The organism is Pseudoalteromonas tetraodonis (assembly GCF_002310835.1).
Taxonomy (GTDB): domain Bacteria; phylum Pseudomonadota; class Gammaproteobacteria; order Enterobacterales; family Alteromonadaceae; genus Pseudoalteromonas; species Pseudoalteromonas tetraodonis.
The window spans coordinates 13,600-31,388 of record NZ_CP011042.1 but is presented as its reverse complement, the minus strand read 5'-3'; the positions used below and the strand labels follow the sequence as shown (position 1 = coordinate 31,388).

General features: G+C 40.9%; 15 protein-coding genes. 5 read left to right on the top strand and 10 right to left on the bottom strand.

The genetic code is table 11. The annotated features are described in order from the left end of the window. Positions 1–15: 15 nt before the first annotated feature. Genes PTET_RS15950 through PTET_RS15925 form a run of 6 tightly spaced genes read right to left on the bottom strand, consistent with a single transcriptional unit; the run spans position 16 to position 8,115 of the window. Positions 16–1,095: a heparan-alpha-glucosaminide N-acetyltransferase domain-containing protein gene (locus tag PTET_RS15950; protein ID WP_036955546.1), complete on the bottom strand. Its 1,080-nt coding sequence runs from the start codon at positions 1,093–1,095 to the stop codon at positions 16–18. After that, a complete protein-coding gene (locus PTET_RS15945; protein WP_024602452.1) occupies positions 1,079–1,717 on the bottom strand; it encodes a hypothetical protein in 639 nt (212 codons plus the stop codon). The genes PTET_RS15950 and PTET_RS15945 overlap by 17 nt, the downstream gene beginning before the upstream one ends. Next, on the bottom strand, positions 1,710–4,058 hold the full coding sequence (locus tag PTET_RS15940) for a GNAT family N-acetyltransferase (RefSeq protein WP_096038946.1): 2,349 nt from the start codon (positions 4,056–4,058) through the stop codon (positions 1,710–1,712). The genes PTET_RS15945 and PTET_RS15940 overlap by 8 nt, the downstream gene beginning before the upstream one ends. Positions 4,059–4,082: 24 nt before the next feature. Further along, on the bottom strand, positions 4,083–5,261 hold the full coding sequence (locus PTET_RS15935) for an MFS transporter (RefSeq protein ID WP_096038945.1): 1,179 nt from the start codon (positions 5,259–5,261) through the stop codon (positions 4,083–4,085). Further along, entirely contained in the window at positions 5,258–6,577 is a 1,320-nt protein-coding gene (locus PTET_RS15930; RefSeq protein ID WP_096038944.1) for a lysine N(6)-hydroxylase/L-ornithine N(5)-oxygenase family protein, read from the bottom strand. Before PTET_RS15930 ends, PTET_RS15935 begins: the two co-directional genes overlap by 4 nt. Beyond that, positions 6,577–8,115 (bottom strand): pyridoxal phosphate-dependent decarboxylase family protein, encoded by a 1,539-nt coding sequence (locus tag PTET_RS15925; protein WP_096038943.1) that lies wholly within the window; start codon positions 8,113–8,115, stop codon positions 6,577–6,579. Before PTET_RS15925 ends, PTET_RS15930 begins: the two co-directional genes overlap by 1 nt. A 382-nt stretch (positions 8,116–8,497) precedes the next feature. Here PTET_RS15925 and PTET_RS15920 point away from each other — a divergent pair, with 382 nt between their 5' ends. Further along, positions 8,498–8,947, top strand: coding sequence for a GyrI-like domain-containing protein (locus tag PTET_RS15920; protein ID WP_096038942.1), 450 nt, complete (start codon positions 8,498–8,500; stop codon positions 8,945–8,947). A gap of 331 nt (positions 8,948–9,278) precedes the next feature. Here PTET_RS15920 and PTET_RS15915 read toward each other — a convergent pair whose 3' ends face one another. Next, the gene (locus tag PTET_RS15915; RefSeq protein WP_096038941.1) at positions 9,279–9,959 is read right to left on the bottom strand and encodes a haloacid dehalogenase type II; all 681 of its coding nucleotides are present in this window, start codon (positions 9,957–9,959) and stop codon (positions 9,279–9,281) included. Between the two features lie 808 nt (positions 9,960–10,767). On the opposite strand from PTET_RS15915, the gene PTET_RS15910 reads away from it, so the two are divergent. Continuing rightward, positions 10,768–11,838 (top strand): hypothetical protein, encoded by a 1,071-nt coding sequence (locus tag PTET_RS15910; RefSeq protein WP_244186394.1) that lies wholly within the window; start codon positions 10,768–10,770, stop codon positions 11,836–11,838. A 116-nt stretch (positions 11,839–11,954) separates the two neighbouring features. After that, positions 11,955–12,650, top strand: a complete 696-nt coding sequence (locus PTET_RS15905) for a hypothetical protein (RefSeq protein ID WP_096038940.1) — start codon at positions 11,955–11,957, stop codon at positions 12,648–12,650. Positions 12,651–12,982: 332 nt separating this feature from the next. Here PTET_RS15905 and PTET_RS15900 read toward each other — a convergent pair whose 3' ends face one another. Beyond that, positions 12,983–14,023 (bottom strand): methionine synthase, encoded by a 1,041-nt coding sequence (locus PTET_RS15900; protein ID WP_096038939.1) that lies wholly within the window; start codon positions 14,021–14,023, stop codon positions 12,983–12,985. A gap of 31 nt (positions 14,024–14,054) precedes the next feature. Further along, positions 14,055–15,029 carry a DUF1852 domain-containing protein gene (locus PTET_RS15895; protein ID WP_096038938.1) on the bottom strand — a complete coding sequence of 325 codons (975 nt, stop codon included), beginning with the start codon at positions 15,027–15,029 and terminating at the stop codon, positions 14,055–14,057. 463 nt (positions 15,030–15,492) lie between these two features. Here PTET_RS15895 and PTET_RS15890 point away from each other — a divergent pair, with 463 nt between their 5' ends. Continuing rightward, positions 15,493–16,302, top strand: a complete 810-nt coding sequence (locus PTET_RS15890; protein WP_096038937.1) for a sulfite exporter TauE/SafE family protein — start codon at positions 15,493–15,495, stop codon at positions 16,300–16,302. 163 nt (positions 16,303–16,465) lie between these two features. Here the strand turns inward: PTET_RS15890 and nhaR are convergent, their stop codons facing one another. Continuing rightward, complete coding sequence (gene nhaR, locus PTET_RS15885) at positions 16,466–17,359, bottom strand: transcriptional activator NhaR (RefSeq protein ID WP_090495005.1); 894 nt, start codon at positions 17,357–17,359, stop codon at positions 16,466–16,468. A gap of 109 nt (positions 17,360–17,468) precedes the next feature. Here nhaR and PTET_RS15880 point away from each other — a divergent pair, with 109 nt between their 5' ends. After that, the gene (locus PTET_RS15880; protein WP_096038936.1) at positions 17,469–17,780 is read left to right on the top strand and encodes a hypothetical protein; all 312 of its coding nucleotides are present in this window, start codon (positions 17,469–17,471) and stop codon (positions 17,778–17,780) included. Positions 17,781–17,789 lie beyond the last annotated feature (9 nt).

The following is a 17,789-nucleotide window of genomic DNA, read 5'->3' as shown; positions in this document are numbered from 1 at the left end:
AAGCCCCTTTACAGCTTAAGCTGTACGTTTAGTTTTTTGCGTAATGTCTGTGAAGCTCTGTTTGCTTTTTAAATAAACCTTATGCACAGCAAAAGTCAGTAAAGTCATTAGTACCATCATACAAAGTGTCGGCCAAAGGCTAAGGGTATGATAACCAAGCGCCCCCATAAACCAGCAAATAAGTACCCATTGAATAACATATAGCGCGGTTACATGTTTACTGGCATATAAAAGAGCACGTGTAATAGGACCATTATATTTATCAGCAAAAATATACTGTATAGCCGCTAGGGCACATAAATTTAAGCCAACTAAATAGCTAATACCGCCGCCATTTAAATGGAAAAAGTTGCCAAACTGTCCTTTAAAATCAATGGCTAACCATATGCCGCCAATAACAAGTAAAGCAGCACCAAGTTGTGCACATACTTTATATAAGTAATCGGCATTTTGTTGATTACTAAGGTATAAACGACCAAGTACATACCCCGTTAATATCGCACTTATCCAAGGAAATACCGGAAAATACACTTGATAGTTATTAGCAAAAAACAAATCGCTAATATAAGGTGAAAGCGTAAATTGTTGCCCCCTCACAAACTGGCTCATAACTGCAATTGCAATGGCTAAAACCGCAATCCATATTGTTTTCCAACGGGCAATATTAAGCACACCAAACAGCAATAAGCTAACTCCAGCCAGTTGTAAAATATCACCTGTTAACACCATAAATTGTAACTGCCCAGCACTGAGCGGACTTTGCCAGCCATAAGCATTTATAAACGCCTCGGGCATGGTATTAAATACTTCAATAGGTAGCCAAAACTTGGCCGCATTCATTAAATAGGCAAGCAGTAAAAGCTGTAAACCACGCTTAATTAATAGCAAGGGTGTTTGCCTGCGCGAAAGCGCCATAGATAGCCCCATTGCCACCAAAAACGAGGCGGTGCCTTTGCCAAGTATATGTACAACCGTACCAAATGCGCTTTCACTTTGAAGCGCTGTGGTGGCATACATCCATAAGGTATGCACAATAATCATAATGAAAACGCTCGCACCACGCGCAAGATCAATCGTTTTAAGACGTTGGTTCATTGGTTTTAATATCCTTTTTAGGGCAGGTTTGGCATTTGCTATAACCGGCTAAATAATAGCGGCAACAGGTTAAACGCTGGGGGTTTTCAGTAAATGGCGCATCAAGGCTAAAGTGCTCACAAATAAGGGTATGCAGCTGACGATGGCAATTATTGATATGTAAAGTGGTTGCAAGGGCTAAGCTATGAGCTCGCTCAATAGCACTACTTAACGAATCGAGTAATAACCGTGCTTGTTCTTTTTTACCCAGCGCGTAGTCGGTATTTACCCATTCACCAACTTGGCTTATAAAATGAGTAAACGCTTTGGTTTGCTCAGCTTTACTTACTAACACGCCATTATTCAGGTTAAACCCACGACAATAAGCGCCATTTACCGCTAACGGCATGTTAATGGGGTCAGCCGTACTTTGCTTGCAAGCAAACCAATAGCAATAAGCGTAAATAGCTTGCCAACAAAGCTGCAAATACAAATGCCGACTAATAAATTGCTTAGGCGCAGTCGGGTACTGCGCCTTACAACGAACTGTTAAAGCGCGCACTAATAATAAGCTCGGTTTAAAAGTTCGTTGTACGGGTTGATGGCAATATAAAAACTGCGCAAGGGTAATCGGTTTAGCCATACAGCTTTGCCGATACGGGGTTGTTTAAGTTACCAGCAAACTGCAAACTACCTGCCGGATCCGTTAAATCAACCATTTGCTCATTATTACCCAGCTGTAAGCGGTTTAAACAAGAGTGAGCAAACTCATCACTAAAAAAGTCATACTCTTTAAATCGCTCATTTAAAGCAGGGTTAGCATGTTGATATGCTTTAACACTTTGCGTAACACACTGCCAAAAGTCATGCTCTGTAATACGCTCTTCTCGCACTAAAATTGCCACTAAGTATCTAAAGAAGCAGTCAAATACATCGGTAAATATACTTAACAGCTCAAGCTCTTTAGGCATAGAAACATGAATACGTTCAACCCCTGCAGGCAATACTTCAGTGCTATTAAGTAAGGCAACCTCTTCACCTATGTCTTTCATATATGCGCCCACTGGCACCGAATTTTTAAGCTTTAAAATGAGGTTTTCACCGTGGGGCATAAACACTAATTTATGCGCGTAAAAGCAATGTACTAGCGGAATTAAATAGGCATTAAAGTACTCATGTAACCACTGCTGCGTGCTCAAACCACTTTGCGCTATCCATTCGCCCACTAAACTTTGGCCATTATTATCTAAGTGTAATAACGCTGCCATAGTGGTCAGTTGTTCATCACTATTTAAATTATGGTTTGGGTTTTCTCGCCATAAGCAGGCAAACATTTTACGATAGGGTGTATCCCCAAGGGCGTGTTGCTCAAACGTATGATGGGCATAACCTAAGGTGGCGTATTCTCTAAGCGCTGTAAAATTAGCGCCTGCGAGTTGTTGATCTTGGCTAACCTTTTCAAATACCCAATCGTTAATGGCAGGAGTCACCGCCATGTAAGCACGCGATAGGCCACGCATAAATCCCATATTTAAAATCGACAACGCCACTTTTAAATACGGCTTATGCGGGTGCGAGCAATTATATAAGGTCCGAATTGATTGTTGCGCTTGATATAAATCGTCACCTTCACCTAAATACACTAATCGCTGATTTGCCAACTCATTTGCAAATACCACACTCAATTTGTGTTGGTACTGCCAAGGGTGAGCAGGAATGAGTAAGTAATCATCGGGGTTAAGGTTTTGAGCTTTTAGCGCTTTGTTAAACGCATCTCGGGTGGTTAAATCTAGCTCATCACTTATATGGCTTGGGTAATCGGCAAAGTATTCACTATGGGCAAAGTCGCATACCGCTTTATGCGCTGCTAACCACAGTATTTTAAACGGTTTGCCTACTTCTGGCGCATAACGTAAAAAGTCAGCTTTACTAAAACCAATGCGGCCATTATTAGCCACAAACGCAGGGTGACCTTCACTCATTGCAGCTTCTATTTTTTGCAGCCCTAAATTAGCTAACTGCGCCGCTGTTAAGGTGTTATTTTCGCGTTTAAAGCACGCACTGGCTAAAGTAGCATTTAGCTCTTCAAGGTAGGTGGCAAGGCGCTTACCCGTTAAACCTAGCGCAGGCCCTTGCATACTAAAAAAGTGCAACACATCTAGCGGCTGCAGCTCTTCGTTAAGGTTGTAAAAGCATAGGCTTGGCTCGTCTATATCAATATGGTTTAGTGCCATAGCACGGCCATTAAAAATAAAGTAACCGCCTTCAACATTCACTTTAAAGCCTTGCTTTGTTGTCTCTGCGGCCAATAAACGCTCGTGCACAAGCTCGGTGAGTGCTTTAGCTTGTAAATGCCGATTTGCCCATTGCCAATGTGGCTGTATCACGTAATCAGTTTGTAAAGGCGCTAACGAATCAGTAAATAGTTGGCTGTGCCTATCAAAGGCTGCTTTATTACAAAAGCCTAAATAAGCGGCTTTTTCGCCCAGTTGAATTTGCTGGGTATGCACAAACCCCAAACGCTTATTTAATGTATGAATTTTACTATTAGCAATGTCAGGCTCAACCACAACACGAGCGGCGCTGTTTTGAGCAAAAATACTTTGCAGCACGCACTGCATCATTTCAAAACTAAAATGGTGCTTAGGTGCCGTGTTAGGCGCTAATAAAATATGCATACCCACATCATTCGGTTCAACTTCGTACGCCGCTTTCATTAAGCTTTCGTGCTCTGGGCTATAAAGCTCAACTAAAGCCAATAGGTTATTATTTTGCTCGATCACGTATGCCTGATGATGAGGCGTATCAATAATAGCTTGATACGCTTTAGTTATTTGTTGCTCGGTTTGCTGCTGCATCCCCCAAAAGTGCGCATACGGTTGCTTAAGCCAATCGCATATTGTTGGCATATCTGTTTGCTGTAATAACCGCATCGTTACTTTGCCGGTATGCTGTAGGGTGCTTACAAAAGATGAAAAATACATAAAAACTCCAATAAATCTTAAAAACTAAGACGCTGAACGCGCAGTTCGAGCAACAGCCTTAACCCGCCAAAGCAAAATAAAGGCAAGGCTTGCAAAGCCAATGGCAGCAAAGTAAAACACAACCGTGGTTGAAAGATGCTCTACGCTCATACCCACTAGTAACGACGCTAAAATAACCCCGATATTTTGAGCAATGTGCACTTTGGCAAAGTCGCTGCCGTAATGTGCAGGCTCACTTTTAGCAAATAGCATTACCTCTAGCAGTACCATCACTTGAAATAGCGCAAAGCCATATAAAACACGTGATAAAATCACTAACCCCACCGACGCCTGCGCTTGTAAATAAAGCCCAAGCGCCCCTAAAATAAGTGCACATAACAAAGTGCTAGTGCGGCTTAATGTTGGCAGTGGTAGATGCTGCCTGAAATGGTTAAAAACCAGCATAACAAGCGCTGAAAAAGCAGGAATGGCGTATACAACAGCGCTTTGCAAGGTGCTGCTTTGTGCGTTTAATGCTTGCCAATGAGTAGTAAAGAAAGGGCGAATTAAAAACGCGCTAAAATAAACCACCACACTTAAAAAGCAAAATTGCCAAATAAAATAGGGAATACGTTCTCGCGGTTTTTCAGTCGCTATTACTTGCTGATAAATACCTGTTTTTAATGAATACATTAAGTAGGCGCATAATAAAACCTGGATTAGGTCACCGGCACTACTGAGTAATAACGCATAGCGTGGCTCTGCTAAACTAAAGAAGTAACCACCAATTAAAGCACCACCAATCGCACCAAAATGCATCAATACAGAAAACAAACCAATAATAGATAAATGCTTAGTTTGTTGCTCTAATCGCAGTGCAAATGGGTATATAAGTAGGTAGCTTGCCTTGAGCACCAACATAAGTTGGTAGTAAACCCAAAACTCCCACACATTGGTCGCAAAGTAGCAAAGCAGGCCAAAACCAGCGGCTACTACTTGGGTTACTAACCACAAAGCCAATTCATTGTATTTTTTAGCGACCTTAGCCCATAGCGGTAAAGCCAGCATTACAGTAATACAACAGTTAGCCACAAAGAGGCCGATTAGAGTGGCGTTACTAATAGCAAATTCACTAGCAAAAAATTGCGGATAAAACGGTAGCAGCAAGGTATCGCATACCACCGAAATAACCGTCAGCAAAATTAGCGCTAAACGAAGACTCATGCGGCGCTACTCTGCTGTTGTGTTGATAGGGTGACATCACTTAAATCAAAGTTTTGAAAAGCAATTTTTTGCTCAACCTGATAAGGCGAATAACCTAAAATTTCACGTAAAATAATACTATTACGGTAGCAAGCCATACCTAAATCTGGAGTTACAAAACCATGAGTATGCTGCTCAGCATTTTGTACAAAAATACGTTTTTGCTCTGTATCTACCGCATAGTCACGGCTCACTAAATAACGACCTTGCTCATCTTGGGGTAGTTGATGGGCAATATTATTTAAAAAAGCAGGGCGCTGATATTTAAAGCCCGTGGCGCAAATTAAAAAGTCGGTTTCTATTGAAAAGGGCTGCTCAAGCTCCTGATGATAAAACTCAGTCAGTAAACGCTTACCTACTTTTTGAGTACCTGTTAGCCTGCTGTTAGTTTTAAATGTAGTAGAAATTGGCCCATCAAGGCTTTGCGCGTAGAGGGTGTCGAAAATGTCGTTAATTAAATCGCCATTAATGCCCTTAAATAGATTTTTTTGGTTTTGATTGAGCCAATCTCGCTGCTCAGTTTTTAAATTATAAAAGTAATCTACATACTCAGGAGAGGTCATTTCAAGGGTGAGTTTAGTATACTCAAGCGGAAAATAGCGCGGTGAGCGTGCTATCCAATCTAACTGCAAGCCTTGCGGTACTGCTTGCTGCAATAAGGTGTGGTAAATTTCTGCTGCACTTTGTCCAGCCCCTACCACGGTAACCCGTTTAGCCGCTTTTAATTCATCAAGCCGATGACAAAAATCGCTACTGTGCATTACGTTATTTGAGTTACTTTGCACAGCGCAATCAGGAATATACGGTGCAGGCCCTGTGCCCAAAACAATATGGCGAGTCACATAATGTTGTATGCCATTAGGGGTGTTACAGCTAACGGTATAACACTCACTTTGCGGGCAAAATTCAACGTGAGTGACTGTTTGTTCAAAGTTAACATTTGAAAGCTGCGAGCAAACCCATTGGCAATATAAGTTGTATTCACGGCGCAATAAAAAAAAGCTTTCGCGAATATAAAACGGGTATAAACGATTATTTAATTTGGCATAATTTAAAAAGCTATACTGGCTGGTTGGATCTGCCATGGTTACTAAATCCGACATAAACGGAGTTTGTAATGTAACGCCCTCAAGCATCATTCCTGGGTGCCAATCAAATTCACTGCGCTGCTCTAAAAACAGGCTTTTTACATCTTCGAGCGGTTCACTTAAACACGCTAAAGATAAGTTAAATGGCCCAAGGCCAATAGCTATAAAATCGTAAGGTTGATTATCCATTATGCAATTTCCCTATAAGTTTGCCATGCAATGTGGCTAATTTTCTCAATAACAGCGCGTACATCTGTTAATTGGCACTGCGCATTAAGCAATGTAAATTTAAGGTAATGACGACCATTTATTTTTGTACGGGCAACCATGGCTTCACCGGTTTGTAAAAACGTTTGTCGTACATGCAGGTTTAAAGAGTCGAGTAAATCAAGGTCATGTTTTAAATCATCAGGGGCAAATCTAAATACCAAGGCACTAAGCTCGGGGTAATTTACTACTTCAAAGTCGGGATGGTCGTTAAGTACAATATGCGTTTGGCGCGCAAGGCCAATAACTTTATCGAACGCGCGACCCAGCGGTGCTTCTCCAGTGGTGCGCAGTGTTAGCCATAACTTTAAGGCATCAAAACGGCGGGTGGTTTGTAGGCTTTTATCAACCAAATTAGGCGTGCCATTTCCAGCCTCTGCTAATGGGTTTAAATAATCGGCATATAAAGTAATGTGGCTAAAATGGCGTTTGTCACTTAATAAAAAGGCACTACAACTAACCGGTTGCATAAATGATTTGTGATAATCAATCGTTATTGAATCAACCAACTCAATGCCATTAAGCGCATTTCGGTGGTGCTCGCTCACCAACAAACCGCCGCCATAAGCGCCATCTACGTGGCACCATAGCTGCTCTTCTTTAGCTAGCATGACAATATTATGGATTGGATCGATTGAGCCAAAATCGGTTGTACCTGCGGTAATAACCACTGCAATGGGTAAATCGCCTTGCGCTTTGCTTGTTGCTATGGCGGTTTTAAGTGCATGCATATCCATTTGCATTTCGCTGTTTGTAGCCACCGGCACCACAGCGTTGTAACCGAGCCCCAATAACGCCGCCGCTTTTTGAATACTAAAATGCGCCACCTCAGAGCAGTAAATTTTAAAGCGCGAGGCAACAGCTGGTAAGCCCTGAAGTTTTACCTGATGTTCTGGCGCATATCGGCTAACTGCTACTTCACGAGCAACTAACATTGCCATTAAGTTTGATTGTGTGCCGCCACTAGTAAATACTCCATCGGCAGTGCTTGGCAATGCTGCTTTTTGGCATGTCCAATCAATCAGCTTTTGCTCAATTAAGGTCGCACCTGCACTTTGATCCCACGTATCTACCGAGGTATTAATAGCAGCAATAATGTGTTCGGCCACCACAGCAGGATAGGTTACAGGGCAGTTTAAATGCGCCATGTAGCGAGGATGATGAAAATACACGGCATGATCTAAATACACGCCTTTTAGCTCTTCAAGCACCGCCGGAAAGTCAGCCAAAGGCTTTGATAAATCAACATCGTTTACTACTTTTGCTAACGCATTTACCGACACACCTGAAAATGGCTTTTGGGCTTTAGCCATCGCTTGCTGTACCGCCGACAACCCTTGCAAAGACGCTATTTGATAATTAATGAACTGCTCTAAATTGAATTGTGGGGGCAGGCCGCTTTGTTCAAATACAGCCTGTTTTTCAATGGTATTAATATTTAACACGTGAGATTGAGACACATCAACATTCCTTGAGTACACTTTTTAGGTGCAAGGATCTTAATGATAATGATTTCTATTTACAATAATGAAAAAGGATTAGATAACAACTTTTTTTAAATTAGAGCTAATAAGCTTGTCGTATATTTTTAACAAAAATCGATAAGCCATATTATTAAACGACAAGCATTACATGCAAAAATAAAGTTAAAAAAGGGGGAATTGAGCAATTATTTTAGCGGTAGCAAAGCCACGTTTAGCGATTGGCACCTATTTAAACATGAGCAATAAACACGCAATTGAGCTCAATAATCACTGTTTATGAAATATTTAATACAAAATTTAAAGTATTGGCGGTTTTTCTGTTACGTTGGTGTTTGTATTAACGCTAAAGGACGTCATGATGGAAGTAAAACAATTAGCAAGTCAGACCTTAATCGGCTTAAAAGTAAGAACCTGCAACGCCAATGAAATGAACGCTGGCACTGCAAATATAGCTGAACTTTGGCAAAAATTTGGTGAAAAGTTTGCCAACAGCCTTACCCAAAACACCAAAGTGTATGGTGTGTATACTAATTACGAAAGCGATCTCACTGGCGATTTTGACGTAATTGCCTGCTGCGATAATTTATCAATTAAACTCCCTGAAGCTAAAAAAGTAACCACCCAAGCGGGGCGTTATTTGGTATTTAAAGGTGAAGGTGAAATGCCCGATGCAGTAATCGATTTATGGGGCGAAATTTGGCAATACTTCAGCTCAGACGATTGCCGCTATGAACGTACTTACACCAGTGATTTTGAGTATTATAAAAACAGTAACGAAATAGAAATTGCCATTGCAATTAAAGACTAGGGTCTGTTGACCTTTGCGGATTAAAATTTGTTCAAACTAGGGGCGGTTTAATCGCGGCGCGAGGTTTGTAACCTAGTGGGCTAAGTAAAAACCGAGCAACAAAGAGTAAATCGCCCCTAGGCAGAACCCGAAGGGCAGCGCCTGTTTGGCATTGATGCTGCGTTATCGCCTATTTATGGGGAATAACCACACCACATAGGCTCTGCCTTGCCTAAATACCAAACAGACTGCTGCAAATTTAACCTTGAAAGATCAACAGACCCTAAAACGGCTAGGTTTGTAAGCGCAAACCTAGCCTTTCATTGGTGTAATTTAACCCCTGCCAACTAAATCATTGGTTATTACTGGCTAGCTTGGTTTTTAAATCATGTATATCGCACGCCGTTGTTGTAGGCGTTAGTTCCCAGGGATCAAAAATAGCCTCACTTGAGCGCTGTATCCACGCAGCACGCATACCATGCGATAACGCCCCAATAACATCAAACGGGTTACTCGATATCAACCAGGTATTAGCGCATGTTGAATTTGCCTGACGTAAAAAATGACTATAAACACCGGGGTTGGGTTTAAAGGTTTTAATATCATCGGCGCTCACCACACCTTCAAAAAGCTCACTTATACCCGCCGTTTCGAGCAAGGTATTTACCGCACTGGCCGCACCATTAGAAAACGCAAACAACCGATAGTTTTGTGCTTTTAAGCTCTCAAGCCCCGCTTTTACATCATCAAATGCGGGGAGGGTTTTATAACGTGCTAATAACTGTGCTTTTTGCTCATCGCTTAAAGTTACCTTGTGCAGTAAACACGCATAATTAAGTGCCTGCTCAGTACACACAGAAAACGGCACGTAGTTTTGCATTAAGCCGCGTCTAAACGAGTATTCAAGCTGCTTTTCACGCCAGGTAGTTGAAAATGCGTGCGCGTTATCACCAATCATATTTTCAAGTAACGACACCACGCCATGAGTGTTTATAAGCGTACCGTATACATCAAACGCCAGTGTAGTTGCCATTAATGACTCCTGTTTAAATCGTTACTAAAACGCAATTTTATTGCTTCGCTTAATCACCTTATCAGTTAATAAAGTACAGTAACAGCACCCGCGTTTTAAGCCGTTGCTGTAAACCCCCGTTACGGTTTGGTTAAAAATACCGCATGTAGGTGGGGGTTGATAAAGTAATTAATCAGCAGCGCGAACAAACCCAAAACACACGCTTTGTTTTAGAATGGGTAGAAGGACTGTTGAGTTTGTAAGTGCTAGTTAGAAATCAAACTAAGTAATAGCTAAAAGTAGGGGTTATTTGTTTATCTTATTGTTTTAGACTGTTACTGATAAGCAAAATATTGATAATGGGTCAGCCAAAGTATTTGATGCCTGAAGTTAAGATTTTCCTCCTTTGTCCTTTGTATCGGAGGGATAACCTCAGGTATTGCTACGAATGAAATAGTTCGAAAAAGTTAGCTGCCTTGGTTGCTGCATCAAATCAATGAGTTAACCTGCTTAACTGCTCAGGCTAATAGCGGCTGTGCGAGCGAAAAATATCCTTGCTTAACGGTTAAATATTAGGTTTAATGGATAAATAATGAACACTGAGCGACGCAGGGAAAGCTTAAATTATAATTGGTCAGCTGATTAAATTAGCTGATTTAGCTTAGGTCATAAAAAGCCCTTCTTTTATATAAAAAGTCCATAGCATAAACAACACCAACTCTGATACACCGAGCAGGTAGCGGCTCAGTCCAACAAGCGATTATGCAACACAAACAGCGTGTCGCATAAATACTAAAATGTTAGGCGAAACTCAAATTAAGGCATATCTGTGACAATAAAGGTTTTCTATTCTTGGCAAAGTGATATCAATGCGAAATACAATCGATATTTTCAACTAGATTGCCTTAAGGCAGCTGTAAAGAAAGTCAATCAAGAGTTCGATCTTAAAGAATCGATGCGAGAAGATCACGATACGAAGGGCGTTCCGGGATCTCCCGATATAGCTACAACTATTTTATCTAAAATAGAAAGCAGTGATATTTTTATTGGTGATATTACTTTTGTGTCATTTTCTGAAAGTGGCAGAGCATTATCCAACCCAAATGTGCTAATAGAGTTAGGCTATGCAATGTACGCTTTAGGCGATGAAAGAGTTATTAACGTAATTAATACTTCTTTTGGTGAGGCAAATGGTAATATTCCTTTCGATTTAGCTCACAAGCGTTGGCCTATTAGCTATGAATTAAGTGATAAAAATATATCTGACAAAGCTGAAGTTAAGAAAAAACTAATTGATTCATTTGTTAGCGCATTAAAACCCTATGCTAAACAGCCTAAAGTTGTAGGCCCTAAGTTTTCCAGTAATGGTGAAAAAGTTAAACACCAAGAAGCCGTAAGACAGCAGTTATCTGAATATATTCAAAAAATAAATTACGAGAAATTAAGGCGTAGGGTTATTCTCCGCGACTTAGATCGCGTTGATAATTACCCAGAAGTATCAGATGATGATGGAATATCTCCTTGGTTTAAGGTTGAGTTAGCTCAACTTTATCATCGTGGAGTTCAAGTTTTTTTAAAAGCTGGAGCGCTTTCACTCTGTGAAGATGGAAGCTTAAGGTTCAGAGATACCAAAAGTGGAGAGCAAGGTGACGAAAGAGTTTTTCTTGTAGGTGAAATTCCCTTTGTTAATATTGAAACTATCAATTTTTACGGAGATGAGTATGACTATTTCCCTCATATTTTCTGTCACTTCTCTGAAAAAAACCAAGAACCTTATGAGCGATTAATCTTCTGTAAAGAAATTGATATGGGGCATGGTTATAAGTATTATTCAGAAATTGAAACATTAGAAAATGTTCAAGAAAATAGTAAAAAGTATGGGTTGCAATATTTCGCCTAACAAGGGCTTAAAGTCGGTTCGTAACAGTTGGCTCGGTTCCGCTTCGCTTCACATTTTAGCCAACTATTACTCACCGCTCAAGGCGGCGTTAGGCGCTTAAGGAGTTGCATCTAAGTATGTCAGAAAATCAAATTAAACCTGAAAAAATTACTAAACCTATCCAACTTCTTGGAGCTTGGTTAGTTGGTCTGTTTTCTATAAATAGTTGTTACTTAGTTGGCGCTGCAAATTTTGATGTTAATTCATGGCAGTCTGGCGCATTAGTTTTAGCGGCTATAATCAATGTACCAATATTTTTAGGTTCTGTTTTTTTACTACAAACTAAATTTAGGCCAGAGCTACAAGAAGACTCTTATTATTCAAGTTATTTAAATAAAAAGACAAACGAGCCAGTTAAAGTCCCTAAAAACGAAGTTCAATTAAACGAGTTAACTATTTCTATAGAAAAAATAGAAGAGAAGTTATCTAAACTGAGTTTTGTAAATGAGCCAAACCAAGGTGCACCGGAAACCTCACTCCTTATTGGTGTCAATAAGCATTTAGCGGATAAAAATCGTATCAAAGAGGTACTTTCTACAAATGGCGTACTTAGAGTTACAAGTTTTGGTTCTAATGATGTCCCTGAAAAGAGAATCATGTCTATTTCCCAATATTTAGAGAATCGAGAGATAGATGTTGCAATAAAGCTTGCTAACGAGCTGAATCTGGATGGTTACAATTTCTTTGATTCTAGAGGCGAAGAAACACGCGAAGATATATTAATTGGCTCATATGGTAATCCAGAATATGAGGTACTCTCTAAAAGCGCCTAAAAAGCTGTTAAACAAGGACAATGTAACTTTGCCATGGTTTTGGCAAGCAACGCAAAAAGCCACACCAACACAATGCATGTTAGGCGGGCGTTGCCTTTCTCTGCAAATGACACTCCCTACTCAATCAATAATACCTTGCGGCTCGGTTAGGTTTAATTACTTTTGCTAGGTTTGTTGCACTCAACCCAACTAACACTCAACGAACTTAAACCTTTCACCTAGCACCTTTTGCCTTTAACCTCGTTGTGTAAACCCCCATGACATTTTGATTAAAAAAGCCACACCTCAACATGTGCTAAGGTGTGGCTTTTTACAGCAGCTATAACTAAAAATTAAGCGACATTTGCTGCTAATAGTTCGTTACGTACTAACTCTGCGCCTTTGCTTAGGGCGTTGAGCTTACCGTTTGCAATATTGCGGGGCAGGGGGGCCATGCCGCAGTTGGTGCAGGGGTAGAGTTTGTCGGCATCAACATATTTGAGTGCTTCGCGTAGGGTTTTGGCCACCTCTTCGGGAGTTTCTATGGTATTGGTGGCTACATCGATTGCGCCTACCATTATTTTTTTACCGCGCACCAGTTCGAGTAGCTCTATGGGTACATGTGAGTTTTGGCATTCTAGCGAAATAATATCTATATTCGATTTTTGCAGCTTAGGGAATACTTCTTCGTATTGTCGCCACTCGGTGCCGAGGGTTTTCTTCCAATCGGTGTTGGCTTTAATGCCGTAGCCGTAACAAATATGCACGGCGGTTTCGCATTTTAACCCTTCTATAGCTCGCTCTAGGCAGGCTATGCCCCAGTCGTTTACCTCGTCAAAAAACACGTTAAAAGCAGGTTCATCAAATTGAATTATATCAACCCCAGCGGCTTCTAGCTCTTTGGCTTCTTGGTTAAGTATTTTAGCAAATTCCCATGCTAGTTTTTCACGGCTTTTATAGTGATCGTCATACAGGGTGTCGATCATGGTCATGGGCCCAGGCAGTGCCCATTTAATTGGTTGGCTGGTTTGTTGGCGTAAAAACTTGGCGTCTTCAACAAATACCGATTTAGTACGAGACACAGGGCCAACCACTGTGGGTACGCTGGCGTCGTAACGGTCGCGAATTTTAACTGTTTTACGGTTTTCAAAATCAACGCCATTTAAGTGTTCAATAAAGGTGGTTACAAAGTGCTGACGAGTTTGTTCGCCATCGCTGACTATATCTACGCCTGCGGTTTGTTGATCGTGCAGGGAAATACGCAGGGCATCGTGTTTGCCATCAATCAGCTCACTACCTTGTAATTTCCACGGTGACCATAAGGTTTCGGGCTCAGCAAGCCATGACGGTTTTGGCAAGCTGCCTGCTGATGAAGTGGGTAATAGTTTTTTCATAATAAATGCTGCCTTTAATTTTGTTGTGTGATTAAGCGATACTTGCCGAGAACTGCTGCAGCACTGACTGATAAGGCTTAATAAAGTGCTGCTCGGTAAATTTGCCTTGCTCAACCGCTAATTGACCTCGCTCTGCGCGGTCATACACAATTTGCGTTAATGAATGATCATCATTTTTTAAATTTGGTTTATAACGACTACCTGCGGCGGCATTAGCGTTATAAATTTCTGGACGATAAATTTTTTGAAACGTTTCCATGGTGCTAATAGTGCTAATTAGCTCAAGGTTGCTGTAGTCGTTAAGTAGGTCACCAAAAAAGTAAAACGCTAACGGTGCAACGCTGTTTGGTGGCATAAAGTAGCGCACTTGTAGGCCCATTTTTTTAAAGTATTGCTCTGTTAACGACGACTCATTAGGCTGATACTCTACGCCTAAGATAGGGTGTAAGTTTTCGGTTTGCTGATAGATTTTGTTATCAGACACGCTTAAGCAAATAACTGGCGGCTTTTTAAAATGCTGTTTATAGGTATCTGAGTTTACAAAGCATTTAAACAACTTACCGTGTAAGTCACCAAAATTATCGGGGATACTAAATTGCGGTTTGCTTTTGTTATGCTCAAGCAATAACACGCTAAAGTCGTAGTCGCGCACATAGGATGAAAAGTTATTACCCACCATGCCTTCAATTCGCTCATTAGTTTGGTGGTCAATAATATTGGTTTTTAATACCTCAATTGACGGAAATGCTTGGCCACTGCCTGCAATGTCTAAATCAACCGAAATGATCTCGAGCTCAACCTCGTAACGATCCCCTTGTGGGTTATCCCAACTAGCCAAAGCATTAAAACGATTGTTGATCATTTTTAGGGTATTACGCAGGTTTTGTTGGCGGCTTTCACCCCTTGCTAAATTAGCGAAATTGGTCGTAATACGTGTGTTATTTGATGGATGGTAGTTTTCATCCAAGTTAGTGCTTTTAATAGTAAATGTAAGATCAGTGCTCATAGCCGTATCCTTTCAATCTGAGTTGTTGCTGCTTTTATTGATGACGCATTACTCGCTGTTAAAACCGACATAACGGGTTAGCTGTAATGGTGCTCTGCAGAGTTAATAAATTTATACGCGGTATGTAGCATGAAGAAAAACGGTATTATTTCAGGTAAAACATGAGTCAGATTCATTCTGTAGCAAAGTTAAATGGGTAAATTCAGCGAATTGCCTTTGACCCTCTCACAAAAGCCACTTTAGAAGTCTAGATTTCTAGATGTTTTTACGGTTGTTGTAATTTATTCATACAAAACGTGAGTATTATTCAATACTTATAAGTACTTAAAGTGCCATTTGCATAAACGGTTGTTGATATACTCGAATAAACCTTGGTGAGCTTAGATGTTTTATTGAACGTTTTTTACACGCAACTCACCACCACAGAGCATAACAACCCTTAACATAAGAAGAGACAAAAGGAATGAGTGATTTAATAGTGTTAATTATATACTGCGCCATATTAGGTAGTGGTGTTGGTTTTTTAGCTGGCCTTTTAGGGATAGGGGGCGGGCTGGTGATTGTGCCCATACTCAGCATGATATTACTGCACTTTAATGCTTTGCCACCTGAACAAGTAGTGGTGGTTGCCATTGCGACCTCGCTGGCCTCTATTTTATTTACTTCGACCTCGTCGGCTATTGCGCATCATAAAAATGGCAATGTACCCTGGGATATTGCACCTTGGGTTATGGCGGGCGTTGCCTTTGGCGCGCTTATTAGTGGCTTTATAGCTGCGCTGTTACCTGAGCATGTAGTGCGTTTGGTATTTGCAGTAAGTGTGGTGCTAATTGCACTAAAAATGATTTTTTCTGGTAAGAATGATTCAGCAATAGCGCGCCCGTTGCCAAGCAAAGGGTTGCTAAGTGTTTATACGACCATAACCGGTGGCTTGTCTGCCATGATAGGTATTGGCGGCGGGGCAGTATTAGTGCCGTTACTGACGTTTTTTTCTGTTGATATGAAAAAAGCCATTGGCTGCGCCTCGGCCTCAGGCATTGTGATAGCGCTGTTTGGTTCAATGGGTTATATCAGCTCAGGCAGCCAGTTATTTACATTAAAACAAGGATTTGCAGGTTTTGTGTATTTGCCCGCTTTATTGGGTATTGTATGCACCTCATGGTTTACCGCGCCACTCGGTGCTAAAGCCACCCATTATTTGCCAGTTTCAACCATAAAGAAAGTATTTGCCGGCTTATTAATTGTAATGGCAATCAATATGTTTACTCGATAAGAGCATTTATATGAGCCTTAAAAAGACGAGGCATAAAGCCGCTGCTACCGTATTAGCTACTAGTAACAGCGGGTTCACCCCGCGTCGAGGTTAAATAATAGCTTTTAGCCCCCCCGTAACCCGCACCCCGACGCCCGTCAATCTTAAAACGATTAACTAAAATCTACGTCATTTGCGCGTGCTTTATAAATTCGTCATAAATACTGTCTTTAATGAGCCTGTCAGGTGTAAAGGCATAATAATGCTGATAAACATTATCAATTGTACCAATGTAATTAACGCCGTAATGGCGCTCTACTTCGGCTCTTACCAAAATAGGCGCAGGGAATATACCAAACCCTTGCTCACCGAGTGACTTCATTAATGCGCTGTCGTCAACATGGCCAGCTATTGTCATTTCAATGTCTTGCTCTTGCAGCCAATAATAAATAGCTCGCGCGACGGGGCTTTCTTTTGCGGGGAGCACTAAAGGCTTATTGTTTAAAGACTGCGGAAACTGCTTATGTAGTTGCGAATGCCATGTTTCGTTACCAAAAAGAGCGATTTGGCTTTTACCTATTTCATGGCAAAACGCCTTAAATGGCAAGGTGGTATCGAGTGGTTTATCAGCTAACACTAAGTCGAGCTTATGAATCGCCATTTGCGCAAGCAGTTCATCTTGTTGGCCGTCAATACAGTGCAAGTTTGTAATACGGTCGTTATTAATTAAAGGCGCTAGCCACTTCGACACCAGTGATTTGGGTAACACATCTGAAATACCGACCTTTAGTGTTCGTGAATAGTGCGTGGTATCACCTTGCGTGGTTTCTAGCCATTCGTGAGCAATAGCAAACATATCATTAGTGTACTGCTGAGTTACATGGCCAAACTCCGTTAACTGTAGGCCTCGCCCTTGACGAATAAATAGCGGTTTTCCTAGTCGTTGCTCTAAGTTAGTAATTTGCGAGCTGACCGTTTGCGGCGTTAAATTAAGTATTTTACTCGCCGCTGCAATACTGCCGTGCTTACTTACTTGCCAAAAATAATATAAGTGATTGTAGTTAATGTTGGTAATCATTCGAAAATACCTGTTTTAAAGTAAGAAACAATCAGCTTTTTCCTTTGCCACTAAGTTAGTAGATTACAGTCATGCCTGCAACATAGTTACTATTAAAAGGTGTGATTGCATGAAGCTAAAACTTACAGTTAAAAACAAGATAATTAACGCAAGTGAAAAGATGTCGCTTTTGAAGTTGATAAAAAGCCAATTGGCAAAACATGCTTTGAATATTCGTAAAGTTGAGATTCAAATAAATGATTTTTCGAGTGAGCGCCACGGCACTTTGCAGCAATGCAAAATTAATATTCTTTTGCCTGGGCTACCCAGTATTAATGTAAATACAAAGGGAAGAAGTATGCTGCAAGCGATAAAGCGAGCACTTAAAAGTTTGCAGCACATTCTCGTTAATAAGTATCAACCTTCGCAACCAAGCTCTTAATTTTTATTA